The organism is Salmonella sp. NW722, assembly GCF_051702785.1.
Classification (GTDB): Bacteria; Pseudomonadota; Gammaproteobacteria; order Enterobacterales; family Enterobacteriaceae; genus Salmonella; species Salmonella enterica.
In genome coordinates this window covers 245,247-270,553 of record NZ_JAMMIN010000001.1, presented here as the reverse complement: position 1 = coordinate 270,553, position 25,307 = coordinate 245,247, and the positions used below count along the sequence as shown (strand labels likewise).

Here is a 25,307-nt window from a genome sequence, read left to right as displayed (position 1 = left end):
GTTCCCGGCAGACGAATGTCTTAATGCGGTTGTTCTTCCAGCGTCACTGGCCATTTGCGGAATATGAGCACAGCCCATACCAGCGCGGCACAGGCGGGTATGGCGCCAATATAGCCGATGGCCGACATTGACCAGTGCAAACTCACCTGATTGCCTACCAGCGCGCCAGCGCCAATACCAATATTAAAGATGCCTGAAAATAGCGCCATTGCGACATCGGTCGCGTCCGGGGCCAGCGCCAGTACTTTCACCTGCATACCGAGCCCTATCACCATAATCGCGATGCCCCAGAAAATGCTCAGTATGGCCAGATGCGCTTCGCTATCCGCCGCAGGCAGCAGCAGAAGCAGACAGACAACCAGCAGGGCAATAGCGATACTGACGAGCGACGAGGCATGGCGATTACCCAGTTTACCAAACACGAGGCTGCCGATGATCCCGGCGCCGCCGAGGATCAGTAACAGGACGGTAGCAAAATTCGCACTGAGCCCGGCGACATTCTGAACGAACGGTTCAATATAGCTATAAGCTGTGTAATGCGCAGTCACCACAACGACGGTCAGTACATAGAGGCTCATCAGCGCCGGGCGCCGGAATAGCAAAGGTAAACTTTTTAGTGAGCCGGAATGCTCGCTCGGCAATTTCGGTAGAAGCTTAATCAGACATAGCAGCGTAATTAATGCGCCCATGCCGATGGCAAAAAAGGTGGTGCGCCAGCCAAAATACTGACCAACAACGCGACCTATGGGCAGCCCAAGCACCATGGCCAACGCGGTGCCGGTCGCTATCAGACTTAATGCCTGCGCGCGTTTCCCGGCAGGGGCCAGGCGGATCGCCAGCGAGGCGGTTATCGACCAGAAAATAGCGTGGGCGAAAGCGATACCAATACGGCTAATGACCAGCACGGTAAAGTTCCATGCCAGAAAGGAGAGCACATGGCTGGCAATAAACAAAACAAACAGACAAATGAGTAGCTTACGGCGCTCCATTTGACTGGTAAGAAGCATAAAAGGCAGCGACATGACGGCAACTACCCAGGCGTAAATGGTTAGCATGATGCCGACCTGCGCGGTTTGCATATGAAAGCTTTCAGCAATGTCTGATAGCAAACCAACCGGCACAAATTCTGTGGTATTGAAAATAAAAGCGGCAATAGCAAGCGTAACTACCCGTAGCCACGCGACCTTGCGGGAAACTGGATTGATTGTCATAAAAATATTTCGGGTTAGTTGCGAGAAGGTGAGACCGCGATCTTAAAACGTTTACTGGCGAAAAGACAATCATTTTGTGACCTGCTTCTCATTTACTTCCCAGGCCGTTTCGTCTTCAGTCGACGCTCGCCAGTTGGGCGTTAAGTAACTCGATAAAGGCCTCAAGCTGACGCGTCATCGCCCCGCGCCGCCACATTAGCCATGTGTTAAGCCAGCGCCACTTCTCCGCCAACGGCCAGGCTTCCACCTGATGATGTCCTGGCATACTGTTGAGCATACTTGCTGGCATCAGCGCAATACCTGCGCCGGCAATTACGCACGCCAACATTCCATGATATGACTCCATTTCGTGAATCGTACCTGGAGTCGCGCCATCGGCATGAAACCAGCTTTCGAAATGCCGTCGGTAAGAACAGTTGGCGCGAAAAGCATAGATGTTACAACCATTTACCTCGCTGGCCCGCGAAACGACGGAATGGCCGTGTGGCGCGACGATCATCATCTCTTCCTGGTAAGCCGGTATACCTTCCAGCCCCGGATGCATTAGCGGGCCATCAATAAAGGCGGCGTTCAGCTTTCCCTCGAGCACGCCATCCAGCATGGCGCCGGAAGGACCGGTCGTTAACGCGAACTGAATTTTAGGGTAACGCTGGTTATAACCCGCCAGCAGCGCGGGGATACGTACGGCGGCAGTACTTTCTAACGCGCCGAGTGAAAACAGTCCTTGCGGTTCCTCTCCGGCAACCACCATACGGGCTTCATCAACCAGCGCCAGGATCTGCTGGCTGTAACGTAAAAAGTTATGCCCGGCTGGTGACAGCCTGAGCCGCTGGTTTTCGCGAATAAACAGAGAGACGCCCAGGTCGGCTTCAAGCTGGCGGATACGCGTGGTCAGGTTGGACGGAACGCGGTGCACTTTTGCCGCCGCCTGCGTGATGCTGCCCGTCAGAGCGACAGCGTTAAACATTTCCAGTTGCGTCAGGTCCATGATTTTCTCAATTCGTGAATAGTCTGGTTAATATTATTCATTTTTCAGAAAGGGTAAAGGGCGTCATGATGGTACAACTCCCCTGATAACGAGAGAAAGAACATGACCATGATGACTGCAACACAGGCGTTATCCGTGAATCCTGCGACCGGCCAGACGCTGGCGGCAATGCCCTGGGCTAACGCGCAAGAGATTGAACATGCGCTGAGTCTGGCGGCGAGCGGTTTCAAAAAGTGGAAAATGACATCGGTAGCGCAACGGGCGCAAACATTACGTGATATTGGTCAGGCGCTTCGCGCTCATGCAGAAGAGATGGCGCAATGTATTACGCGTGAAATGGGGAAACCCATAAAGCAGGCGCGTGCGGAAGTGACGAAATCCGCCGCGTTATGCGACTGGTATGCGGAACATGGCCCGGCAATGCTGAATCCTGAGCCTACGCTGGTAGAAAATCAGCAGGCGGTGATTGAATACCGTCCGCTGGGCGTCATTCTGGCGATAATGCCGTGGAATTTTCCTTTATGGCAGGTGTTACGCGGGGCAGTGCCGATACTGTTGGCGGGGAATAGCTACTTGTTAAAACATGCGCCCAATGTCACGGGTTGCGCGCAGATGATAGCCCGAATCTTGACGGAAGCCGGTACTCCCGCTGGCGTCTATGGATGGGTGAACGCCAATAATGAGGGCGTGAGTCAGATGATTAACGATCCGCGAATCGCGGCGGTGACGGTGACCGGTAGCGTGCGCGCCGGCGCGGCGATTGGCGCTCAGGCTGGGGCGGCGCTGAAAAAGTGCGTACTGGAACTGGGTGGCTCGGATCCGTTTATTGTACTCAATGATGCCGATCTCGAGCTGGCGGTAAAAGCCGCGGTTGCCGGACGCTATCAAAACACCGGACAAGTCTGCGCCGCCGCCAAACGTTTTATTGTCGAAGAGGGCATTGCGCAGGCGTTTACCGATCGTTTTGTGGCGGCTGCCGCAGCATTAAAGATGGGTGATCCTCTGGTTGAAGAGAATGACCTGGGGCCGATGGCGCGCTTTGATCTGCGTGATGAACTCCATCAACAGGTGCAGGCTTCCGTCGCCGAAGGCGCACGGCTACTGTTGGGCGGCGAGAAAATCGCCGGGGAGGGCAACTATTATGCCGCGACCGTTCTGGCGGATGTCACACCTGACATGACGGCATTTCGTCAGGAACTTTTTGGGCCTGTTGCCGCCATTACCGTTGCAAGAGATGCGGCGCACGCCCTCGCGCTGGCGAATGACAGTGAGTTTGGCCTGTCGGCGACGATCTTTACCGCCGACGATACGCTGGCCGCGGAGATGGCGGCGCGTCTTGAGTGCGGTGGGGTATTCATTAATGGGTACAGCGCCAGCGATGCGCGTGTGGCATTCGGCGGGGTGAAGAAAAGCGGCTTCGGTCGCGAGCTTTCGCACTTTGGTTTACACGAATTTTGTAATGTGCAGACCGTCTGGAAGAACCGCGTCTAATCGCCCTGACGTCGCGTGGCGCCCTCTGCTATACTCGCAGGCCTTTTCAGACCTGCGAGCAAGGAGCATGTTGTGGCCAGGGCCATGGATAATGCAATTTTAGAGACGATTTTACAGCGCGTTCGCCCCCTCATTGGCCAGGGCAAAGTCGCTGACTATATTCCGGCATTAGCGTCCGTCGAAGGTTCAAAGCTGGGGATAGCGATTTGTACCGTGGACGGGCAGCATTATCAGGCGGGCGATGCGCACGAACGCTTCTCTATTCAGTCTATTTCGAAAGTGCTTAGTCTGGTGGTGGCGATGCGTCATTATCCGGAAGAGGAGATCTGGCAGCGCGTCGGAAAAGATCCTTCCGGCTCGCCGTTCAATTCGTTGGTTCAGTTAGAGATGGAACAAGGCATCCCGCGTAATCCATTTATTAATGCGGGCGCGCTGGTGGTATGCGACATGTTGCAAGGCCGGCTTAGCGCGCCGCGTCAGCGGATGCTGGAAGTTGTGCGCGCGCTTTGCGGCGTATCGGATATTACGTATGACGCTACGGTCGCGCGCTCTGAATTTGAGCATTCCGCCCGTAACGCCGCGATTGCCTGGCTGATGAAATCATTCGGTAATTTTCATCATGATGTGCCTACCGTGTTGCAAAATTACTTCCACTATTGTGCGTTGAAAATGAGTTGCATGGAATTGGCGAGGACGTTTGTCTTTCTGGCGAATCAGGGCGAGGCGTTTCATCTCGACGAGCCGGTAGTTACCCCCATGCAGGCCCGGCAGATTAATGCGCTAATGGCGACCAGCGGTATGTATCAGAATGCCGGAGAGTTTGCCTGGCGGGTGGGATTGCCCGCTAAATCCGGCGTGGGCGGCGGTATTGTCGCCATAGTGCCGCATGAAATGGCGATTGCCGTCTGGAGTCCGGAGCTGGATCCTGCGGGAAACTCTCTGGCAGGTATCGCCGCGCTTGAGCAATTAACACAAACGTTAGGACGTTCGGTATACTGATGAATGCGCTTGAACCGCTCTTTGCCCGCCTGGCGCGATCGACATTTCGTTCGCGTTTTCGTCTCGGGATAAAAGAAAGACAATATTGCTGGGATAAAGGCGCGGAGGTGATTGATAAACACGCCGCCGATTTTATCGCCCAGCGACTGGCGCCAGCTCACCCGGCGAATGATGGTAAGCAAACGCCGATGCGGGGCCATCCGGTATTTATCGCGCAACATGCGACGGCAACCTGCTGTCGCGGGTGCCTGGCGAAGTGGCACCAGATACCTCAGGGAGAACCGCTGAGCGAAGCGCAGCAACAGTATATTGTCAGCGTTATCCATTACTGGCTGGTCATACAAATGAATCAGCGGTAGAGCAGCGTGTCGTTGCTGACGCTTTCCCCGATAAATCACCCTATACCACTGATAGCAGCCGTTGACCGTCATATATCTCATGCGCTGAAGCGCATGTTTAGTTACAACATACATTGGGTTGTTTTTTTTCAACGCCTGTCAGCACTGTGCAAAAAAATGTTCTACAGGGCAGGGGATCCGTGTATCACCAGAAGCTTGCAACCTTGATCTGGATCACGTTTAATGACAGTGCTTTTTTACCTGCTGAAGATAATCATGATCGTTAGACCACAACAGCACTGGATTCGCCTGATATTTGTCTGGCATGGTTCCGTGTTATCTAAAATCTTTTCACGACTGCTCCTTAACTTTCTTCTTTCTATCGCCGTTATTATCATGCTGCCCTGGTACACAATGCTGGGTATTAAGTTTACCCTTGCGCCGTTTAGCATACTGGGCGTCGCTATCGCCATTTTTCTTGGGTTTCGCAATAATGCCTGTTATGCGCGTTACGTCGAAGCCCGACATTTGTGGGGGCAGTTGATGATCGCTTCACGCTCAATACTGCGTGAGGTGAAAACTACCTTACCTGATGAACGTGGTATCGAGGATTTTGTTCGGTTACAAATCGCTTTTGCCCACTGTTTGCGTATGACATTGCGTCGACAGCCTCAAACGCAAGTTCTGGGCAACTATCTTGACCAGGGCGCGTTACAGAAAGTTGTCGCTTCCCATTCGCCCGCTAATCGTATCTTATTGCTGATGGGAGAGTGGCTGGCGATTCGCCGCCACAGCGGAAAGCTTTCCGATATTTTATTTCATAGCCTCAACAACCGTTTAAATGATATGTCGTCAGTGTTGGCCGGCTGTGAACGCATCGCCAACACGCCGGTGCCTTTTGCCTATACGTTAATTTTGCATCGTACGGTTTATCTTTTCTGCATTATGTTGCCATTTGCACTGGTGGTTGATCTGCACTATATGACGCCGTTTATTTCGGTGCTTATTTCTTATACGTTTATCGCGCTGGATGCGTTAGCAGAAGAGTTGGAAGATCCGTTCGGTACTGAAAATAATGATTTACCGCTGGATGCGATATGCAATGCGATAGAAATCGATTTACTGCAAATGAATGATGAAAGGGATATTCCGGCAAAACGGATACCGGATAAACGCTATCAACTGACCTAAGCTCGACTTAACTGGCGCAGAATGTTCATCTGCGCCATAACCTGAAGAGCAAAGCTTAATAGCCTTCTCCAACGCCGGTTTTGGCTGGACCGGAGTAGTGGACATGAACGATTCGCCATCCTGTGTTTGGTATCTTCGCCCACACCTGGCTTTCGCGGCCTGTCGTGTGTTGAGTCTGCCCATTATCACGGCGTACCGCGGTAAAATGCCAGTCGAACTCTGCAACGGCGGCATTGCCATACACATGAATAGCAGGGGGAGCGTCCAGTTTTAATGTGCGTTTGCTGAAGGTTTTACCCATAGTGGCACCATAAAAATTTTCAGCGATCTGCGACCATCCGCGTTCGTGACCGCGTGGATGAATAAAACTGGTATCCGGTGAAACATAAAAAAGCTGCTTGCCTAACGTTGGGTCTGCCTTATCTATTGAATAAAGGTAACGGTTAATGCCTTCTGTAATTTCTTGTTTAACGGTCGACGTAGCTTCATTTTGTGCGGCGGTTGGCGTTGCCGCTGATGCCGAGGACGCCATCAGAGTTAACGTTATCGCGGCGGCAGAAAACAATAGTGACGTTTTTTGCATAATAGTTATACCCATATGGTCTGTTTTTGAGACGCTTTATCTTTCCTGTTACGTTCACCTTTATACTAAAGGAGCATGGCTCACGAACAATAAAAAACATCCTTCTATAAAATTACCCCGAAAAGGGAGTAGTGCAATTAAGAATATCGTATTTGTTTGTAACGGCATGACTCAAAATATCAACATTTAGAGTTTCAGTATTGTTGTTGTCCATTGACTTACTTTTATGTTTATTACCACTGGTAAATAGTTAATCTTATGAATAGTGATACACAAATGACCGTTTGCGCTATGTGATAATTAACCATAGTAAAAATACACGAAGCGAAGAAGTGCTATTTCAGTAGTACTGATATTTTCATAACGCTAATTTAAAAATAAATGTAAACGTAACAAATTATACACAAAAATAAGAAGGGCTGTGGCCTCAACTGACTTGATTATGATTCCGTCTTAACGAATGCCAGCCGAGTGTTAAGTGCCATTCTCGCCCTGGCATCCCCGACCGTAAGCCAGTTCTCTACTGGTAACCCCCTTGTTATTACAGCAGAAAACAGGGCATATCATTGATGTAGTCATGCTTAACTTGCATTTTAACATCACTAATACATAGCAAGCTAATATTACACTTTGAAACTTAACGCATGGTAATTGTTAGTGATATTGTCCTGGACAGTTCCGCGAGCAGGTTTTGCGGAAAGTCCAAAAATAAGACAAATAAGGCATATAAAATGAAAAAAGTAGTGGTGTTATCTGCGGTAGCCGCAGCCGTAATGATGGCTGGAGCCGCCAACGCAGCAGAAATCTATAACAAGGATGGCAATAAACTGGATTTGTATGGCAAGGTCGACGGCCTGCATTATTTTTCCAGTAATCATAGTACGGATGGCGATCAATCTTATATCCGTATGGGTATTAAAGGCGAGACTCAAATTACCGATCAACTAACCGGTTTTGGACAGTGGGAGTATCAGGTCAACGCCAATCGTCCGGAAGATGGTGACTCCAGCGGTTCCCCGCAAAGCTGGACGCGTCTCGGTTTTGCTGGTTTGGCATTTGCCGATATGGGGTCTGTTGATTATGGTCGTAACTATGGCGTGTTATACGACATTGGTTCATGGACTGACGTACTGCCTGAATTTGGTAATGATTCGTATGAAGCTTCCGATAATTTTATGACCGGACGCGCGAATGGCGTTCTGACTTATCGCAATAATGATTTCTTTGGTCTGGTTGATGGTCTGAATATTGCGTTGCAGTATCAGGGTAAAAATGACGGCCTGTCGAAAGAAGGTGATCCTTTAAGTAATAATGCCAGAAAAAGTATCGCGTACCAGAATGGCGATGGTTTCGGGGCATCAGCGACATATGATTTGGGCATGGGGGTGAGTCTGGGGGCAGCCTATACCAGTTCCAAACGCACGCTTGATCAGATGACGCAAGATAAATACGACAATGGTGACCGCGCTGAAGCCTGGACTGGCGGCGTGAAGTATGATGCCAATAATATTTACCTGGCGGCAAACTATACCCGTACTTATGATATGACCTATATGGGTGATACATTGGGCGGCTTTGCACATAAAACCGATAACTGGGAAATGGTAGGACAATATCAATTTGATAATGGCTTACGCCCATCACTGGCGTTCCTGCAATCCAGAGCCAATGATGTTAATGGACTGGGTTCGTTCGACCTTGTAAAATATATTGATGTGGGCTCTTATTACTACTTCAATAAAAATATGTCCGCGTATGTTGACTACAAAATCAATCTACTAAAAGATGGCAACCCATCGAATCCTAATACAGACAACACCGTGGCTCTCGGCTTAGTCTACGAGTTTTGATAAAACTTGCTGATTAAGACAGTTTAGGGATACCCTCCTTTTCCCAAAACTGTGTCACTGCTTAACCTTTATTATTGTTAATTTATTCTTTTATTATTTCAGGACGCTTCTGGCGTCCTTTTTTATTGCCTATTCGTTGACTATTCGACTTCGATCTCGCGAATGCGCATTCTGCTACTGTCATCTATCTGCACTTTGCCTGAATGACAAAAGGGACAACAGAGTGTGGATGTTTGAGAGGTAAAGGGTTGATTACAGGACAGACACCAACCTTGCGCCGGTGCGATAGTAATGTGGAAACGCGCATTGTCAGCAAGGGTATGACGAGCGGCGACATCCAGGCCAAAATGCAGCGCCGGCACCTCAACACAGGCCATAACGCCAATCTCCAGCCAGACTTGCTTTACCTTGCTGAACTGGTGATTTACTGCCTGTTCCTCCAGCAATTCGATAATATTTTGCGCCAGGGCTAATTCATGCATGGGCCAGCTCCTTCATTCAACAATATTTACGGCGACACAAGGATCAATTACCTGTAACTGTTGCGACCACAATGAGAGTGGAATAGTGGCCAGTTCGCGAGCAATGACGCCGTCAGGTTGGGCGTGACGTGTGGTAGGCGAGATAATACGGTAATCAAGAATATTGCCTGACGTCGTCAGTCTGGCCTGATGAACTAACCATCCTCGCGCGGTTTCCACTACCGCTATTTTCCATTCGCCATCATCAAAACGATTCCAGCGCAGGGTGGGAAGGGCGCTCAAACTTCGGGCGAGCGTAATGCAGCGGGCCAGCAGACGTAGCGCAGTCGTTTTTCCGCTAAGACAACAGGCTGACAGCAGCGGATATTCGATAGCCAGAGGCGAGACATCCAGGGGACCATGGGTTATTAACGGATGGTCCGGGGACGACGCCATCGGTAGTGTAGGTGTAATGATATTCTGTACTGCCGCCAGCCAGCGGGCGGTTTCAGAACGCTCTTGCAAAAACCAGGCTTCCCAGCCCTTTACGCCAGCGGCAAGCCAGGTCTGAGGATCATCGTCAAAAAAGATTGTGCTTGCCAGCGGGGATAACTCTCCGCGACGTAACAACGCCCATTCTTCAGCGGTTGCCTGTCGGTGGCTAAACAGGGGGAGCCAGTCGGTCAACGCGCGACGGAGCGTTTCTCGCGCCAGCTCCTGTTGCGCGGCCTGCATATCTGGCTTCTCTTCAGGAAACAACAGTAAAGCCGCCGCTACGCTGTGCGCCTGAGCGCACAACGTAAACAAACGTGAAATAAGCGTTTTTGCGTACACCGGTGTTGCGCCCTGTAACAAACGACCGATCGGCGCCTCCTGCCAGATAATCCGTAGCGGGTGAGAATAGACGGTCAATCTTTGCACGAATTATTACCTTCATCGATCACCATAAACCCGGACTTACTGGTTTCGCAAACCGGACAGCACCAGTAATCAGGTAACTGGCTGAAGGGCACGCCGGGTGGAATTTGCCATACATCATCGCCCAGCGCAGGGTCGTAAACCCACCAACATACTTTGCACTCCATGCGCACCACTGGCTCATTTTCTGTGACCGGGTATTCTTTCAACCATTCCAACGTATTTTTTAGCCCCGCGTAGGCATCTTCGATATCGTCGATGCCTGCAACGGCGATATCAGGAATGTCCGCTATCTCAATCATATCTTGCAGTAATGTGTTCATATCATTGAAATAATTGACCCGCCATACGCCGGGAAAATACGTGCTTACAATCCGGCATTTACCATATCCGCGTGAAAAAATAGCGCTACACCCTTCGCCTAAAAAATGATCCAGATACTCGCGATCGGCATCGTTTACTGGCAATAGCGTTAAGTTAATGATATGCGGCTCTTTTACCGGCTGTTTTACGCGCTCGGCTATTTCATGCGCGATAAAGGCGCCATTCATCAATCCCGCCGGTTGCGGCGGCAATTCTGGCGTAATCGGCGGCTGCGGATGCGTCTGCCAGATGCTCTCCGGGATCGGGCCAATGATAATTTCATCGGCAACCCGTTGCTGGTCAGCGTTATATTCACGTACACGCCAGACGCCCGTAAAAACCGTCTCCTGAATACGCTGTTCTTTTCCATCGGATAATAGTACCCGGGCGGAGATTTCACCTTCGCCGAGCAGTTGATCCAACAAACCGCTATTCTGTTGCTCAGTGGCATTCAGCTTATAGCTCAGGGGAAAGGGGAGCGTTGCCACCGGGTTATCCATATCGCGAATAAGCGTAGTCAGGATGTGTCTGGCAACACGAAGCTCAGCGGGCAGCGCCTGTTCCGGTAAAACCGGCGTCAGTGGGAGATTAATGCCGGCGGGGATAGGAAGAAAGTTAAAGTCTTCCTCTTCTGGCTGCGAGCCTGGTCCGGCAATATTAACGACTGGAATAGTTCTGGAATGATTCACGTGTGTTACCTTTCATTCTATTGCGTGATAACGGGAATATCCTGACGATAGCCCGGTGTGGTCAGCAATGCGGCCACCCGCTGAGAGTATTCTTGCCAGCTATATAATCCCGCCAGACTGCCGACAAAACGGTGCTGGCGAAAGAAAAGCAGCGCCGGATATTTCAGAATGCGATACTCCCGGGCGATCAGTTCACTCTGTTCGCTATCCGCAAATGCCGCGGTATAAGACGTCGCCGGAAATTGCTTGAGGATCTCCGGGATAATGACCCAACTGTCGGCGACTTCCGGATGTTTGTTGGGGTCGCTTTGCAGCAAAACCAGCACAGTCGGATGCGCATTAATCAACGACGGGAGCGTTTGTGCATCGGTAACCAGAAAGCCTTTATCCGCCAGTGGACAAACAGGATTTTGGGGTGAGATAGTCATTTTTTTAAATGCTCCGGTAATTCAGGCGTGCGAGACAATAAATCGGCAAAACCGGTCAGCGGATCGCTTTGCGTGAGCATGGCCTGTTCCAGCGAGTCCAGCGCCGCCAGTACCTCAACGGCTTCCGTTTCGTCCATTTCTCGTCGTGCTGCGCCGCCAAATGTCAGCAGCCATGCGCCTGCTAAGGGGGGAGCCACAAGCCGAATATCAACGTCGATAAGCTCGCCGTGTCGGTCGCGGCATTTGGCGAACCACTGACCGGGTGAAATAACCTGCACAGGAACGCCGATACACATTATGATTTCTCTCTCTGTAGCACCCGAATATCGCCGACCCGGCAAGCGCTTTGCGCATCTGGCCGTTCATCTTCGTAGCGTTCCATACACAGGCTGTAATGATTGAGTCTTTCAGTGGGCAAGGCCGCTGAAGAGGCGGTGATACCCCATTGCGCCAGCACTTCCTGCGCGAGACAGACCGCAGGCATCAGTTGCGCCTTTACCTGCGGCGTAAGACTCCCGCCATAGTCATCCAGACATTCCGGCTGCACGCCAATCAGCACAATCTCCGATAACTGGCCGCCGGTTAATTGCAGCAATGCCAGCACTTCAGAAAAACTGGTCTGATGTAAACTGAGTTTTTTCGCCGTCAGATAGGCGGGAACCTGTTCATCACGAAACATCGCCAGCGAACCTGACGCCATACCAAAATCGATAGCATCCATGATTAACAGTTTTTCGGTTTGTTGCAGCCAGGGCAGCAGCGCCAGCCCCTGCGTACCGCCATCAACAACGTCAACTTTCTCGTTATCGGCATACTGTTCAAACAGCTTTTCCGCCGCTCTGACGCCGAACCCTTCATCTGCCCAAAGCAGGTTGCCAAGCCCTAAGATTGTTACTTCTGCCATTGTTATCACCTGAACCAGCGCCAGCCGCTTATCATGACGGAGATCACGCTTTGTCGGCTCATAATGTCTTCACGGATAGCGGTATAAACATGCGCAATGACGAAGGCGATAATGAACCACATGCCCAGCCGGTGCCAGAAATGCAGCGCGAGGCTATCGTTGCCAGTCAGGCGAATCATCCAGCCAAACCATTGATACGCCCAACTGTCTGTTCCAAGTCCTTCGCCATAGAGCGCAAAGCCGCTACACACCATCAGTACGGACATCCAGAAATAGAACATTACCGCCAGTCCCGCTACCGGATTATGTCCATAGTAACGATGGGCCTCTTTTTCGAGGAAAAAATACCAGCGGATTTCGCTGATAACGCCTTTGCGCCAGGCGCGGCGCCAGAACGGAACCAGAAACATCTCCCTGGCGTACTCATTGCCGACACATGCCCAGTAAATACGAAACAGCAGCGCGACAGTAAAAATATACGCCGTGGTAAAATGGATCAGTCGTATCCAGCCCATCCAAAACATAAAGGTCGCTTCACCTTGAATCGATGGCAGGGGGCGGCCAATGAAATATCCTGTAACAGCCAGGACGACAATGGATAACGCCGTGATCCAGTGCCATAAACGGACCGGCGCTTCATAGATATAGTACCCCTGGCTGGTTATTTCTTTGAGATGCATTGAGACCTCCGAATCGTCGTCATCGTACCTGAACCCTGACCAGCTCCCCTCCATGATTATCAATAACATGGGTGGAGCAGGCCAGGCAGGGATCGAAGCTGTGCAGAGTACGTAAAATCTCCAATGGTTGATCGGGAACGGCGAGTTTAGTCCCCATTAACGCCGCTTCGTACGCGCCAATTTGACCTTTATCGTCACGTGGCCCGGCATTCCAGGTTGTCGGTACCACACACTGATAGCTGTCGATTTTCTGATTTTCAATTTTTATCCAGTGCCCCAGCGCGCCGCGCGGCGCCTCGCTGAAACCAACGCCTTTTGCCGATGTAGGCCAGGTATCGGGTTCCCAGAGCGTGACGTTTGCCGTCGCCGTATCGCCGGACTTGAGGTTACGCATCAGACGATCGAAGAAATATTGCAGCGTATTGCCTGCCCATACGGATTCCAGCGCACGCGCGGCAGTACGTCCTAATGTAGAAAAGAGCGCTTCTTTAGGCAGCTTTAATACACTAAGCAGTTGATCCACAGGTTCTTTAAATTCCGGTTTATTTTGATGATATCCAATCAGATAACGCGCCAGCGGACCTACCTCCATCGCATGTCCCTTCCAGCGCGGCGATTTAATCCATGAATATTTAGCGGACTCATCCACCTGTTCGATAAAGGTTTTTGTGCCTTTATAGTGTTCGCCCATGACCAGTTGCGGTTCGGTCAGACCATCCCACGGATGCAGGCCCTTATCGTTATTGCCGTTACCATAGGTATACCAGGAGTGAGTGACAAACTCCTGAATTTCATCGGGGGCGGTTAAATCGACAGGATGAATTTCGTCGAAACGACCGTTAATGATAGCCCCACGCGGAAGCAGAAGATTACTGGCGGAATAATCGTTAGGGTTATCCGGAAACTCGCCATAAGCCAGCAGGTTCATGCTCGATAACCCGCCGCCGATTTTTGCCCAGTCTTTGTAATAACTGGCAATCAGCAAGACGTCCGGAAGATAAACCTGTTCGCAGAACTGGCGAGCTTTTTGGATGATGGAACTGACAAGATTCAGACGTTCCATATTCACTGCGCCGACCGCGCCCGTTTCGTCAAGGTTGATGGCGCAAGGAACGCCGCCCACCAGCCAGTTAGGATGCGGGTTTTTACCACCGAAAACGGTGTGAATTTTTACGATCTCTTTTTGAAAATCGAGCGCTTCAAGATAGTGGGCGACCGCCAGCAAATTGGCTTCCGGCGGAAGTTTCATCGCCGGGTGTCCCCAGTAGCCATTACGGAAAGGGCCAAGTTGACCGGACTCGATAAACCGCTTCAGTCGATTTTGCAAATCGCGGAAATATCCCGGCGAGGATAGCGGCCATGCGGAAAGGCTTTGCGCGATGGCGGAGGTCTGATGCGGGTCGGCTTTCAGGGCCGCAACCACATCAACCCAGTCCAGCGCGTGCAGATGATAAAAATGCACCAGGTGATCGTGAACGTGTAGCGTAGCCTGCATCATATTACGGATACAGTTTGCGTTGTCCGGAATCGCGATTCCCAGCGCATTTTCTACGGCACGGATTGAGGTCAGAGCGTGTGTACCGGTGCAGACGCCGCAAATGCGTTCAACGAATGCCCAGGCGTCTCGCGGATCGCGACCTTTCAGGATAACCTCCAGGCCGCGCCACATGGTGCCGGTCGACACGGCGTTAGTAATAACATTATTACTGTCGATATTCACTTCGCAACGCATATGCCCTTCGATGCGAGTAACCGGATCGACCACAATTCGCCGTCCGCTATTGTCCAGCGTAAAACCCTGAGTCTGATAAGGATATGCCATAATTATTTTTTCTCTTCCGGAGCGTTTTCTGATGACGTGTTGTTTTTATTGCGGGCATGTTTTATGGCGCTCACCGTGGCGTGAGCGATGGCGGCAGCGCCCGCGACGCCAGCAACGCCCAGTCCGATTTTATCGGCGGTAGCCTCAATGCCGGTTTGCGGAATGCCCGTTGCCCGGCTGTAAAAAGAACCGTAATCCCAGAATCCATCTTCCGAACATCCGAGGCATCCATGACCCGACTGGATAGGAAAAGACACGCCATCATTCCAGCGAACGGTTGAACAGGCGTTATAGGTGGTCGGGCCTTTACAGCCCATCTTGTACAGGCAATACCCTTTTCTGGCGCCTTCGTCATCCCACGCTTCCACAAACTGACCGGCATCGAAATGCGCGCGTCGGTAACATTTGTCATGAATTCGCTGGCCATAAAACATTTTTGGTCGTCCAAGACGATCAAGGGGAGGGATGCGATCAAATGCCAGCATATAGGTGATAACGGCGGACATCACTTCAGGTATAGGCGGGCAGCCTGGCACTTTAATAATGGGTTTATCGGTAATTAATTTGTGAACCGGCGTGGCTTTAGTTGGGTTGGGACGGGCTGCCTGCACGCAGCCCCATGATGCGCAAGACCCCCAGGCGATAATCGCTTTAGCATCCGCGCTGACGCGTTTTAACTTCTCCAGGAACGGCTCGCCAGCCAGTATGCAAAACATCCCATCTTCATTCAGCGGCGCGTTACCTTCCACGGCAACGATATAATTTCCTTTGTACTCACGCATCACATCCGCCAACGCCTGCTCAGCTTGTTGCCCTGCGGCGGCCATAATGGTGTCGTCATAATCCAGGGAAATGAGCGACAAAATGGCATCTTTTGCCAACGGGTGCGCAGAGCGAATGAAAGATTCGGTACAACAGGTACATTCAAGACCATGCAGCCATATCACTGGCGTACGCGGTTTATTCTCCAGGGCATAAGCTATCTGAGGAATCATCGAACTGCTCAGGCCTAAAGACGTTGCGGTAAGGCTGCAAAACTTGAGGAAGCTACGCCTTGTCACGCCGTGTCTACGCATAACTTGATAAAATGTATCTTGTGTTTGCATAACGTTTATCCCAAACCACTATAGTTAGTGTGGGCATCATATGTTGCATTTCTTGTCTTTCTCAACGTGTTTTAGTAGCAATTATGTTTCTAATTCGTAACAACCGATTACATGTGTGCTACTCACATTACTCAAAAACATAAATTAATTTAATGTTATTGGTGATGTGGAGTAAATATAGCGTTGTGATGGTATCTCTTAATGTTGATAAGAAACCGTGTTTTTTATTTATAACATGATGGGATTTTTTTAAATGGTCACACGGATAACGCGTTTCATATTAGTTCGCTGTGTTTAACTCTCCTTTAAACCCGTCAGTTAAATTTATTAGCTTGTAAAATAAGATCACAATTAATTACGTGCTGCATAACCATTGATAGGTTTAATTTAATATATTCATCCAATCCATTTTACAAACAAGGAGAGCATGATGAAAAAAAGTAAAGCAATGTTATTTATCGCTCCGGCGCTGTTTTCATACGCCCTGGCTGCACAGGCCTGCACAACCCTTGCTATTCAGGATAAACAAGGCGATATTTTTCATGGGCGTACGCTGGAATATATGCAGGATTTACCCTCATGGTTAACGTATTACCCGGCGGGAACGCAGTTTGATAAAAAAACGCCGGATGGCAGCCAGGGGATAAGCTATCAGGCGAAGTATCCGATACTGGCCATTACTTCCACCATTACTGATGGCGATAGCAGAGACATACTTGAAGGCATGAATAGCGCGGGATTGTCATTTAGTGAAAACATGATCATGAATGCGCAGTTGCCGCCATTGCCTGCGAGTGAATATAAACAGGCAATTCCTGTCACCTCGTTGGGAGAATGGGCGCTGGCCCGTTTTGCTACTGTCGGCGAGGTAAAACAGGCAATAAAAGAGGGCAAATTCTGGTCACCGGAACTGCATCGGTTTGGCGATCTGAAATCGCCATTTCATTATGCGTTTTACGACAAGAAAGGAGGAAACATTGTCGTTGAAGTGGAAAATGGCAAATTCCATGTCTATGACAATCCCACTCGCGTGATGACAAATGGTCCCGCATTCCCCTGGCATCTGACAAATCTGAATAATTATACGCAATTAACCAATGTGGACCGCTCTTCAGGCACATTGGGCGGGATAAAAGTGATGCAGCCTGATAGCGGGATTGCTATTGCAGACTTGCCATCGTCCGATACGTCGGTTTCCCGTTTTATACGCGGCGTTTATTACACCACATATGCGCCGCAAGCGACATCCGCCCACGACGCAATGAATACGCTTGCGCATATTATGAGCCGTTTCGATCGTCCGAAAAATATTACGGTTGATTATATGGGGAGTGAAGGGGAAGGCAACGCCACCCGCAAACCGGTCTCAGAATATACGGTTTGGACAACGCTGTCTGACTTAACGCACGGTGAGATGATGGTGCGCGGCTACAATGATATCAACTATAAAACCTGGTCTCTTTCTCAGTTTAAGAACGCGACTGCGCCCGTATTCGAGAAAATCAACGTCAAAGGATAAACCGCTCGTCTCTGTTTAGTTTCCCCGGTAGTCTCGGCGAAGGTAATGGAGACTACCGGCGGTTGCTTCTCTTTATCATGCACGGTAATTAATTATCACGATCACCAGCGCCAGGATGGTATGCTAAATCCATTCAAAATCCCCTGGATATGGATTGGAGGGCGCATGGTTATACCTGAGGTCAGGCAGGAGAGGCTCTATCAGAAGATAGCCAACCTCATCATTAAGCTGATCAATGATAATATTTTTCCACCGGGAACTTTTTTACCGCCAGAACGCGAACTGGCAAAACAGCTTGGCGTGAGCCGCGCCTCCTTGCGAGAAGCCCTTATTGTACTGGAGATCTCGGGATGGATCGTGATTCAGTCCGGTAATGGGGTTATCGTTTCAGATAAAAAACACCTTGCCAGCGACTATACCATCGAAGAAATTCTCTCTACTCGCGAGCTGGTCGATAGCCATTGTGCGCGCTTAGCCGCACAAAACGATAACGTTGACGTCATCAATCAAATAGAGGCGATTTATCATCGTATGGATCAAGCCATTAACGATAATAACGTCCACGGCTTTTACTCGCTGGATAAAGAATTTCACCTTGCGATCTCTGAGGCCAGCCGTAACCGGGTGTTGTTCGATATGTCCCGTATGTTATGGGAACAACGGATTAATATCCCTTATGCCGGGCTCGACGAGCAGTCTGGAGACAGAAATGTTTTACTTAATCTCAACAAACAACATAAAGCGATAGTGGATGCGATGCGCCAGTCTGATGCTGACAGCGCCTATGAGGGATCTCTGGAACATTTACGCTATGTGAGAAAGATTGTCGGCGGCTAAGTTTGTCGGTAAATAACACCGCATGGCGGATATGCCATGCGGTAGAACTCGCCGTAAATCAATGGAAAACAGCATTAATCTTTAAGTAGCGCTCCGGATAGCGATCAAGTTCTTTAACTGCATCAGGGATCTCATCAAGATTGACGACCTTACTGACAACATCTTGCGGATTAATCTCCAGCGTTGACAGCATGCGTAATGCCTCATCAAATTCACCGGCACTGGTGCGGGAACCGCGTAAATCCAGTTCTTTGTAGGTGATCAGGTTCGTCGGCAGCGACGTTTCCTGTTTTGGCCATCCGGTAAACGAAATACGACCAGCAAACGATGCTAAATCAAGCGTATTTCGAATAGCGCTATTTGCGCCGGAGGCTTCTATCACGACCTGCGCCATGGTGCCGTGGGTGATATTTTTAATAGCGTCGATAACCTGATCGTCAGCGGCGTTCAGTACATAAGGAACGCCAAGCTTTTGCGCATAGCGTAACCTTTCTTCCACAATATCGATCAGAATAGGCGTTGCCTTGTAATGTCGCGCGCTTAATGCCGCCATAAGACCAATGGCCCCCGCGCCGATGATGGCAACATATTCCCCGGCCTTAACGTTTGCCCGATGCAGCGCGTGCAGAGCGATAGTCAGCGGTTCTGCCAGCGGCGCCATTTCAGAAGGCACATTATCTGGTATTTTATGAATTAAATGTGCGGGATGAGTAACCACCTCCTGCATTGCGCCATCGACATGCACGCCAATGACGTTTAAATTTTCACAACAATTAGTTCTGCCGACAGAGCAAGGGTAGCAGTGACCACAATAAATATAGGGGTCAACAATCACGCGGTCGCCTTTTTTAATATTGCCCGGCATTCCGGTACCTTCCTGAAGAACAATTCCGGTCACTTCATGCCCAATAATTCTTGGGTAAGTAACCAGTGGGTTCGTTCCACGAAAAGCCCCGATATCCGATCCGCAAATGCCTGCAGCATCAACCTTAATTAATACTTCATTTTCTTTCTTATGGGGATAATCCACCCAGCGGGTTTCAACTTCACCAGGCTTATTAATGAACACAGCTTTGACTTTCATTGGCTTTGAATCCTTTACTTTTTACAAACACGAAGACCAACAGGCTTGAAACGATAGCGATAGCACCAGCCAGATAGAACGCATAGTCATATTTACCGCTAAATTGAACGATAAAACCGGTGACAAGCGGACCGATAATGCCGGATATATTAGCCAGGCCATGCATGGCTCCGCCGACGCTCCCTACCTTATCTTTATGAACAACATCCTGAATAACCGCCCAATAAATTGGGCCCGTTAAATAGAGCAGGAAGAGTGAAACTGACATGAGCGTAATTGCGCTACCGATAGTGCTAACAGTACCGGAAACGGCAACACATACCGCTGCGCCTGCCAGACATACGCCCAGAATAAGTCGACGTGAGAGCAGAGCATTACCGGTAATCCGATAAATTACATCAGAACAGACGCCGCCGAGCACCATACCAATGGCGCCGATGACCCAGGGAATTACCGTGGCGATACTAATTTCTTTAATATCGAGATGTAACGAATGGTTCAGGTAACTTGGGAACCAGGTCAGGAAGAAAAAAAGAATATAGTTGTAGCTGAAAAAAGCCAGAGTTGTTGCCCATACCATTGGTTGTTTCATGTAATAGCCGAGTGAAGGCGTAGCCCGGCCATCATCAGATAAAATAACGTCCTCATGATTTTCAAAATCAATGCGTTCTTCCGGCGCCAGGCGTTTACTCATTGTTGGCTTATCGCTAACGATAAAGTACCAGAGCAGTACCCAGACCAGGCCAAATAAGAAAATAATGCCAAATGCGGGGCGCCAGCCTAAGGATAACGCCAGCAGGCCCACTATCGGCCCGGACACCGCGCCGCCGAGCGGGGAACCGGCGCTAAAAATTCCGATCGCCGTGGCAGACTCCTTTCGGGAAATCCAGTTATTGATGATTTTATTTCCGGCAGCGCTGACCGGTCCTTCAGCCATACCGAAAAGAACGCGCACGATAAGCATTGTCCACAATCCGGTGACCAAACCAGTTAAGCCACAAAATACAGACCATAGTAACGCTGCGATGAGAAAAACCGTTTTTGGCCCAACTTTATCGCTGGCCCAGCCACCAATAAAATTAAACAGGGCGTATCCGATAAAAAATGCGCTGAAGATCATTCCCATCTCCGCGGCGTTAAATCCTAACTCCTTTTCGATCAAGGGGGCAGTTATCGACAATGCTGAACGATCCATATAGTTGAGCATGTAAACTATAAATAGAAGAAAAACGATAAGCCATCCCATTGTTTTTCTTTTCATGATTAATCCTCTTATTGTGGTCTAGCGGCCTGACCACAATATTTTAAGGTTATTTTCAAATCACCTCTCTTGTGGTTAGAACGTGATCAATATAACAAAAATTTATCGCAGAGGATTTTTATCCATCGCAAGCGTGATGGATAAAATTATTTAAAATCAGACAATTACTTGAAAATTCAATCGGGACTATCGTTTTCCCCTAATCCACGCCCCGGTAACGTTTGACATGCGGCGTTAACGGAAGGTGGCGCTGTCTGTGGGTATTTTTCATCGGGCGTAATATAAACCTGACTCGTGGCGACATAGCCATCATTAAAAGTGGCTTCGATATAGGTAGCTTCCCAACCTGTCTTCGGTTCATTTAACGTAATACTGATCTTATTGTTGGCGGGAATATCTATTGTAAGCGGCTGATAGCGGATGCCACAGGCATAACGGAAATCACGCGCATTTGGATTGTTGGCTGTCCAGCGAACGACTTTTACCGGCGCTTCTGAGAAATAGACCGTAAGAAGATGGTGGTGAATAAGGCCGATCAACTGCGGTAATGTTTTTTTACTTTGAAACCTATTAATAAATGGAACGAGGCTTTCTTCAGCGAACTGGTTAATTGAGTAGTGGTTCATATTAGGCACTATACGTAATGATTTTACGCCAGGAAGTTTGCTATAATAAAAACGAGTATTGTCTGGTACGAAAAAATCATCGCCGCTTGCATTAATAATATATTTCGGTATTGCAAGGCGGGGTTGATAAATAGTGTTGAGATATCTTAGCGGATCTATTATTTGCCTTAGCTGGGTAAATGTGGGGGATTTTATTTTCTCATCTATGCCTTGCTGGTAGTAGGGGTAGAATGTAATGGGCCAATTTCCACCGTATGATTGATAAATATGCTCAAGTGAAGCATCAATATCAAGTAGATCAATGGCGAAGGGAACAATTGCTTCAACATCAGGATCGGCGATAGCTGACAACCAGGTGGTCCACCCACGCTTTGAAATACCTGTAATGATAAAGGAATTTATATTCCATTGCGTTAACTCCTTTTTTGCTAATCTCATCGCTTGCGATATGGCAGTGACCATAGGAATATTTAAAGGCATTAACTCACGTTGCTCCGGCGCTTCCATAAATAATGCCCAGCTTCGGGAAACGCTTTCGTCCTCTTTCAATGGTTTTTTATCATCCTGAAAGGTTAAATATTGGTTAGGTATATCACTCACTGATATTACGATGGTATTCGTATCACGGGCGATGCTTGCCAGTGTTTCCTGGGGGAAATCACCAGGTTTACCAGTGATTTGTACGCCTTTATCATAATTAATTCCGTTGTTTACAACCACCAAAGCATGGTGCTCTTTTGCCGTTTCAGGGATATAAATATCAACGTTATGTCGCCATTGCGCAGGGGTTACCATGTCATCTGGCGACCAGTGTTGCGATAATAATTCATAGTGTCTGACTACAACCTGTGCTAATGGAGCTGTACTAATCAAGGTATATTTTAGCGGTGTGCCTGAAATCTTCTCCCGGTAGTCGGGGAGAACATGAGACAAATCACACTCCGGGCTGTTTCGACAAAAGAAGATGTTGTTATGAAGTAGTGTATAAACTTTTGTGGAAATAAAAAACAGTACGATAACAACGAGATATATTTTTTTCATGCTTTCCCCGCGCTTTACAAGGGCAAATGCCAACCAGCATAATTTCCATAAATACCTCTTAAACATTCAATATAAGTACAATACTTTTGATAAATAAGGGAAGAAGGGAGTAATAATGCTTGTGACGTTGTCACATTATTCTATTTCTGGTTTCGCTATTAGCACTGAACTTTTTGAAAGGTAAATCATTGCCGTCACCAGACCAATAATGGCGACAGAGATAGCTATACCGATCCAGACACCATACAGGGCATAACCCAGGACAAATCCACCCAATACGGGGGATATAAAATCAGCGATTGCGATTAATGCCTGCGCCGTTCCGATGACGATACCTTGTCGGGCAGGCGATACATGGACGGACAAGGCGGCAAGATAAGTGGGTTTGGCTAGCGCATCAGCGATACTAATACAAACGATAGCAAAAATAAGCACTGGTATGGTCGTGGCGATACCCGCAGTGAGAAATCCAGTACAAAGAAGGGCGAAAATTAGAATAATTAGCTTTCGCTCCGAAAAATATTGGCTCACCCAACCTAACAGAAATAGCTGAACGAAAATATTAATAACCCCGTCCGCCATTAACAGGTAGCTTAACGCTTTTGGCCCAAAGGGAAGCCCATTCCAGATGAAGGTGTCAGAAAGAAAAACAGGTAATTGTGAAGAGTACATGCCATAGGCGAAGAAATGACAAAGCATTACGATGATTAAGACGCGAAGGACTGGCATCTTTAAAATAGCGCGGGCAGAGAACGCCGCTATTTTATCTGCGGTACGTGATGTTGTGGACGGGTCTTTTAACCCCCAAATCGCGACCAGGGCAGACCCAAGGACAAGTATAAAGGCGGCGTAGATCGGCGCACTCAGACTGATACGCGATAGCCACCCGGAAACGCCTGCCCCGACAATACCGCCTAAACCAATGCAGCCTGTGAGGATACCGATTGCCTGGCGCCGATTTCTGACGTGCGTACAATCGGCAATATAGGCTGCGGCGGCTGACAAATTCCCGGCGCTAATGCCAAAAAGCGTGCGGGCGAGCAGGATAAACAGGATACATTGCGCGTTGGCAAGTAATAGTAAACTTATCGCCGCAATAGCCAGCGTGACAATCAGTATTCGCTTGCGGCCAACGCGATCGGAAAGGTGGCCAATCAGGGGCGCCGCACAAAATTGGCTAAAAGCCTCAGTGGCGATGATGATTCCAATGATAAGCGGCGAACCGCCCATCTCGCGGATATAAAAAGGCAGTACCGACATTACAGCCGCTGTACTGGCGGCGTAAAGGCCGACAAGCAGGAAAACAGGCAAAATACGCCGCTTGTTGAGCGGGGTGATAGTTTCGCTGTCGGTGTTCTCATAGACATTAGTATTCATCTTTAATCCCTATGGCAAAACGAGAGAGATAATTTTCAATATCGTTGCTCTGTTTGCTGTGAAAGAATGCGCCGACATAGCCATCGGGTCGGATCAGCACGCATTGACCCGGCGCCAGTTGATAGGACTCCCGGAAGTGCCCCAGGGTATCGATGAGCTCGTCCTGCTCGCCAATGTGATGAATACGCAGATTTCGCCGCGCATCGATGACCTTACCGTGGGTTTCGTAGGCCAACAGATTCCAGTCCGGACCTTGTAGTAACTGAAATAATCGTAATGATTGGCCGCCGGCGCCCAAAAGAGGAGCATCCGGAGCTCTTTCTCCCGCTTGTAACCCATGCTGACGTTCGGGCAACGTGTGGGCTAAGGGGGAGTCGGTATACTGGATGTCAAGTTGTTGAACGTCGCGTTCTCGTTTGATGCCACCCTGTTTTTGAGAGTCAAGTAATCGGGTAGAAAGGTGGAGCAGTGATTCGGCTACCGGGCGGCGTTCCTGTTCATAGCTATCGAGAAGTTCTTTTCCTGCGCCCCGCAGCGAGGCTGCCATTTTCCATCCCAGGTTATAGGCATCCTGGATGCTGGTATTTAACCCTTGCCCACCCGTCGGCGGATGCACATGAGCGGCATCACCGGCTAAAAATACCTTACCCACACGGTAATGTTCCGCTATGCGCGCATTCATCTGGTACTTCGATACCCAGGGAATCGAATGGATGCGAACATCCGTCCGCCCGATTCGTTCAGTAAGAAAAGCCGTGAGCACGTCGGCTGAGAAATTCTGCGAGTCGTCCGGGGCCAACAACGCCTGGATTTGAAAGAGCTGCGTGCCGGCGAGAGGGCAAATCGTTATCATCCGCGCCATATCGCCATCGTTAAAATGGTGCCATACATCCCGGTTCAGACCGGAAAGCGAAGCGTCAGCCACAAGCGCATGGATTCCCAACGTACGACCGGGGAAGCTGACGCCTAATTTCTTTCTGACAAAGCTTCCGCCGCCATCCGCGCCTATCAAATAATGCGCGATGATGACCTCTTCTCCAGCCGGCCCGGCAACATACGCGGTGACCGTGCGTGGGGTTTGCGCAAAATGCCGTAACTCGCAGCCGAACTCCACCCGATGTCCCCACGCTTTTAATTGCTCTCGCATAATCGTTTCTGTCACGTTCTGTGGAACCATCAATGGCAGATGGTAGGGTTCGGCATGGGTCGGTTTTGTATGATGCGCAATATCTGAATCTACATAGCTTCCGTCGTGACGGTAGGTTCGTAATCGGGGATAGAGCCCGCCGGCGGCGACCACTTTATTGAGTATTCCAAGATCCTCGAAGATTTCTTGCGTTCGCGGCTGAATACCTTTACCGCGAGAACCGATAAAAGGCGTCGTTCTTTTCTCAATCAGGCGAAATGAGACCCCGTGACGCGCCAGTTCGATGGCTAAAGTAAGCCCGGTAACGCCAGCGCCGCAGATCAGTACATCTGTAGTGGTGTATCTTGTCATCGTCTCTCCGATATGTGTATTATGCACATAAGAGGAGACATG

General features: G+C 49.4%; 24 protein-coding genes. 7 read left to right on the top strand and 17 right to left on the bottom strand.

Features of this window, described 5'->3' with window-relative positions; all coding sequences use genetic code 11:
• Positions 1–20: 20 nt before the first annotated feature.
• On the bottom strand, positions 21–1,211 hold the full coding sequence (locus NA330_RS01275) for a sugar transporter (RefSeq protein WP_000154617.1): 1,191 nt from the start codon (positions 1,209–1,211) through the stop codon (positions 21–23).
• 115 nt (positions 1,212–1,326) lie between these two features.
• Positions 1,327–2,199 (bottom strand): putrescine utilization regulator PtrR, encoded by an 873-nt coding sequence (gene ptrR, locus NA330_RS01270; protein WP_001649498.1) that lies wholly within the window; start codon positions 2,197–2,199, stop codon positions 1,327–1,329.
• Positions 2,200–2,301: 102 nt separating this feature from the next.
• Here ptrR and sad point away from each other — a divergent pair, with 102 nt between their 5' ends.
• The 4 genes from sad (at position 2,302) to NA330_RS01250 (ending at position 6,218) form a co-directional block, all read left to right on the top strand.
• Positions 2,302–3,690, top strand: a complete 1,389-nt coding sequence (gene sad, locus NA330_RS01265) for a succinate-semialdehyde dehydrogenase (protein ID WP_000178413.1) — start codon at positions 2,302–2,304, stop codon at positions 3,688–3,690.
• A gap of 72 nt (positions 3,691–3,762) precedes the next feature.
• Positions 3,763–4,689 (top strand): glutaminase B, encoded by a 927-nt coding sequence (glsB, locus tag NA330_RS01260; RefSeq protein WP_000090081.1) that lies wholly within the window; start codon positions 3,763–3,765, stop codon positions 4,687–4,689.
• Positions 4,689–5,048 carry a DUF4186 domain-containing protein gene (locus tag NA330_RS01255; protein WP_000992449.1) on the top strand — a complete coding sequence of 120 codons (360 nt, stop codon included), beginning with the start codon at positions 4,689–4,691 and terminating at the stop codon, positions 5,046–5,048. The genes glsB and NA330_RS01255 overlap by 1 nt, the downstream gene beginning before the upstream one ends.
• Positions 5,049–5,303: 255 nt before the next feature.
• The gene (locus tag NA330_RS01250; protein WP_001804844.1) at positions 5,304–6,218 is read left to right on the top strand and encodes a bestrophin family protein; all 915 of its coding nucleotides are present in this window, start codon (positions 5,304–5,306) and stop codon (positions 6,216–6,218) included.
• 55 nt (positions 6,219–6,273) lie between these two features.
• Here the strand turns inward: NA330_RS01250 and NA330_RS01245 are convergent, their stop codons facing one another.
• Positions 6,274–6,816: a YybH family protein gene (locus tag NA330_RS01245; RefSeq protein WP_000513118.1), complete on the bottom strand. Its 543-nt coding sequence runs from the start codon at positions 6,814–6,816 to the stop codon at positions 6,274–6,276.
• A gap of 716 nt (positions 6,817–7,532) precedes the next feature.
• Between NA330_RS01245 and ompC the strand changes: the two genes are divergently transcribed.
• Positions 7,533–8,651, top strand: coding sequence for a porin OmpC (gene ompC, locus NA330_RS01240; protein ID WP_000758336.1), 1,119 nt, complete (start codon positions 7,533–7,535; stop codon positions 8,649–8,651).
• A 140-nt stretch (positions 8,652–8,791) separates the two neighbouring features.
• Here the strand turns inward: ompC and hypA are convergent, their stop codons facing one another.
• From hypA to NA330_RS01195, 9 genes are read right to left on the bottom strand one after another with little or no spacing between them, the layout of a single operon-like run.
• Positions 8,792–9,133 carry a hydrogenase maturation nickel metallochaperone HypA gene (gene hypA / locus NA330_RS01235; RefSeq protein ID WP_000544772.1) on the bottom strand — a complete coding sequence of 114 codons (342 nt, stop codon included), beginning with the start codon at positions 9,131–9,133 and terminating at the stop codon, positions 8,792–8,794.
• 12 nt (positions 9,134–9,145) lie between these two features.
• Positions 9,146–10,033 carry a dehydrogenase gene (locus NA330_RS01230; RefSeq protein WP_023241914.1) on the bottom strand — a complete coding sequence of 296 codons (888 nt, stop codon included), beginning with the start codon at positions 10,031–10,033 and terminating at the stop codon, positions 9,146–9,148.
• Positions 10,021–11,082: a hydrogenase expression/formation C-terminal domain-containing protein gene (locus NA330_RS01225; protein ID WP_023241915.1), complete on the bottom strand. Its 1,062-nt coding sequence runs from the start codon at positions 11,080–11,082 to the stop codon at positions 10,021–10,023. The genes NA330_RS01230 and NA330_RS01225 overlap by 13 nt, the downstream gene beginning before the upstream one ends.
• Positions 11,083–11,099: 17 nt before the next feature.
• Positions 11,100–11,510 carry a hydrogenase gene (locus tag NA330_RS01220; RefSeq protein WP_000155985.1) on the bottom strand — a complete coding sequence of 137 codons (411 nt, stop codon included), beginning with the start codon at positions 11,508–11,510 and terminating at the stop codon, positions 11,100–11,102.
• Positions 11,507–11,806 (bottom strand): HypC/HybG/HupF family hydrogenase formation chaperone, encoded by a 300-nt coding sequence (gene hypC, locus NA330_RS01215; protein ID WP_000334910.1) that lies wholly within the window; start codon positions 11,804–11,806, stop codon positions 11,507–11,509. The genes NA330_RS01220 and hypC overlap by 4 nt, the downstream gene beginning before the upstream one ends.
• A complete protein-coding gene (gene hybD, locus NA330_RS01210; protein ID WP_023241916.1) occupies positions 11,806–12,414 on the bottom strand; it encodes a HyaD/HybD family hydrogenase maturation endopeptidase in 609 nt (202 codons plus the stop codon). The genes hypC and hybD overlap by 1 nt, the downstream gene beginning before the upstream one ends.
• A 5-nt stretch (positions 12,415–12,419) precedes the next feature.
• Positions 12,420–13,163, bottom strand: a complete 744-nt coding sequence (gene cybH / locus NA330_RS01205) for a Ni/Fe-hydrogenase, b-type cytochrome subunit (protein WP_000924456.1) — start codon at positions 13,161–13,163, stop codon at positions 12,420–12,422.
• Positions 13,114–14,916, bottom strand: a complete 1,803-nt coding sequence (locus tag NA330_RS01200) for a nickel-dependent hydrogenase large subunit (RefSeq protein ID WP_000331200.1) — start codon at positions 14,914–14,916, stop codon at positions 13,114–13,116. The genes cybH and NA330_RS01200 overlap by 50 nt, the downstream gene beginning before the upstream one ends.
• 2 nt (positions 14,917–14,918) lie before the next feature.
• Positions 14,919–16,022 carry a hydrogenase small subunit gene (locus tag NA330_RS01195; RefSeq protein ID WP_001194448.1) on the bottom strand — a complete coding sequence of 368 codons (1,104 nt, stop codon included), beginning with the start codon at positions 16,020–16,022 and terminating at the stop codon, positions 14,919–14,921.
• 427 nt (positions 16,023–16,449) lie between these two features.
• On the opposite strand from NA330_RS01195, the gene NA330_RS01190 reads away from it, so the two are divergent.
• Positions 16,450–17,541 carry a choloylglycine hydrolase family protein gene (locus NA330_RS01190; RefSeq protein WP_023241917.1) on the top strand — a complete coding sequence of 364 codons (1,092 nt, stop codon included), beginning with the start codon at positions 16,450–16,452 and terminating at the stop codon, positions 17,539–17,541.
• 45 nt (positions 17,542–17,586) lie between these two features.
• Positions 17,587–18,378, top strand: coding sequence for a FadR/GntR family transcriptional regulator (locus NA330_RS01185; protein ID WP_001518759.1), 792 nt, complete (start codon positions 17,587–17,589; stop codon positions 18,376–18,378).
• Positions 18,379–18,436: 58 nt separating this feature from the next.
• On the opposite strand, the gene NA330_RS01180 is transcribed toward NA330_RS01185, so the two are convergent.
• From NA330_RS01180 to NA330_RS01160, 5 genes are all read right to left on the bottom strand, one after another.
• Positions 18,437–19,462, bottom strand: coding sequence for a zinc-binding alcohol dehydrogenase family protein (locus NA330_RS01180; RefSeq protein WP_000864936.1), 1,026 nt, complete (start codon positions 19,460–19,462; stop codon positions 18,437–18,439).
• The gene (locus tag NA330_RS01175; protein WP_000824240.1) at positions 19,437–20,723 is read right to left on the bottom strand and encodes an MFS transporter; all 1,287 of its coding nucleotides are present in this window, start codon (positions 20,721–20,723) and stop codon (positions 19,437–19,439) included. The genes NA330_RS01180 and NA330_RS01175 overlap by 26 nt, the downstream gene beginning before the upstream one ends.
• A gap of 176 nt (positions 20,724–20,899) precedes the next feature.
• Positions 20,900–22,456 (bottom strand): PhoPQ-activated pathogenicity-related family protein, encoded by a 1,557-nt coding sequence (locus tag NA330_RS01170; protein ID WP_072103187.1) that lies wholly within the window; start codon positions 22,454–22,456, stop codon positions 20,900–20,902.
• Between the two features lie 69 nt (positions 22,457–22,525).
• On the bottom strand, positions 22,526–23,767 hold the full coding sequence (locus tag NA330_RS01165; RefSeq protein ID WP_023241919.1) for an MFS transporter: 1,242 nt from the start codon (positions 23,765–23,767) through the stop codon (positions 22,526–22,528).
• The gene (locus tag NA330_RS01160) at positions 23,757–25,265 is read right to left on the bottom strand and encodes an FAD-dependent oxidoreductase (RefSeq protein WP_023241920.1); all 1,509 of its coding nucleotides are present in this window, start codon (positions 25,263–25,265) and stop codon (positions 23,757–23,759) included. The genes NA330_RS01165 and NA330_RS01160 overlap by 11 nt, the downstream gene beginning before the upstream one ends.
• Between the last annotated feature and the right edge of the window lie 42 nt (positions 25,266–25,307).

Coding starts and splice junctions, on each gene's coding strand:
- NA330_RS01275 (WP_000154617.1), bottom strand. CDS start 1,211: ATGACAATCAATCCAGTTTCCCGCAAGGTCGCGTGGCTACGGGTAGTT.
- ptrR (WP_001649498.1), bottom strand. CDS start 2,199: ATGGACCTGACGCAACTGGAAATGTTTAACGCTGTCGCTCTGACGGGC.
- sad (WP_000178413.1), top strand. CDS start 2,302: ATGACCATGATGACTGCAACACAGGCGTTATCCGTGAATCCTGCGACC.
- NA330_RS01255 (WP_000992449.1), top strand. CDS start 4,689: ATGAATGCGCTTGAACCGCTCTTTGCCCGCCTGGCGCGATCGACATTT.
- NA330_RS01250 (WP_001804844.1), top strand. CDS start 5,304: ATGATCGTTAGACCACAACAGCACTGGATTCGCCTGATATTTGTCTGG.
- NA330_RS01245 (WP_000513118.1), bottom strand. CDS start 6,816: ATGGGTATAACTATTATGCAAAAAACGTCACTATTGTTTTCTGCCGCC.
- ompC (WP_000758336.1), top strand. CDS start 7,533: ATGAAAAAAGTAGTGGTGTTATCTGCGGTAGCCGCAGCCGTAATGATG.
- hypA (WP_000544772.1), bottom strand. CDS start 9,133: ATGCATGAATTAGCCCTGGCGCAAAATATTATCGAATTGCTGGAGGAA.
- NA330_RS01220 (WP_000155985.1), bottom strand. CDS start 11,510: ATGACTATCTCACCCCAAAATCCTGTTTGTCCACTGGCGGATAAAGGC.
- hypC (WP_000334910.1), bottom strand. CDS start 11,806: ATGTGTATCGGCGTTCCTGTGCAGGTTATTTCACCCGGTCAGTGGTTC.
- hybD (WP_023241916.1), bottom strand. CDS start 12,414: ATGGCAGAAGTAACAATCTTAGGGCTTGGCAACCTGCTTTGGGCAGAT.
- cybH (WP_000924456.1), bottom strand. CDS start 13,163: ATGTTATTGATAATCATGGAGGGGAGCTGGTCAGGGTTCAGGTACGAT.
- NA330_RS01200 (WP_000331200.1), bottom strand. CDS start 14,916: ATGGCATATCCTTATCAGACTCAGGGTTTTACGCTGGACAATAGCGGA.
- NA330_RS01195 (WP_001194448.1), bottom strand. CDS start 16,022: ATGCAAACACAAGATACATTTTATCAAGTTATGCGTAGACACGGCGTG.
- NA330_RS01190 (WP_023241917.1), top strand. CDS start 16,450: ATGATGAAAAAAAGTAAAGCAATGTTATTTATCGCTCCGGCGCTGTTT.
- NA330_RS01185 (WP_001518759.1), top strand. CDS start 17,587: ATGGAGACTACCGGCGGTTGCTTCTCTTTATCATGCACGGTAATTAAT.
- NA330_RS01180 (WP_000864936.1), bottom strand. CDS start 19,462: ATGAAAGTCAAAGCTGTGTTCATTAATAAGCCTGGTGAAGTTGAAACC.
- NA330_RS01175 (WP_000824240.1), bottom strand. CDS start 20,723: ATGAAAAGAAAAACAATGGGATGGCTTATCGTTTTTCTTCTATTTATA.
- NA330_RS01170 (WP_072103187.1), bottom strand. CDS start 22,456: ATGTTTAAGAGGTATTTATGGAAATTATGCTGGTTGGCATTTGCCCTT.
- NA330_RS01165 (WP_023241919.1), bottom strand. CDS start 23,767: ATGAATACTAATGTCTATGAGAACACCGACAGCGAAACTATCACCCCG.
- NA330_RS01160 (WP_023241920.1), bottom strand. CDS start 25,265: ATGACAAGATACACCACTACAGATGTACTGATCTGCGGCGCTGGCGTT.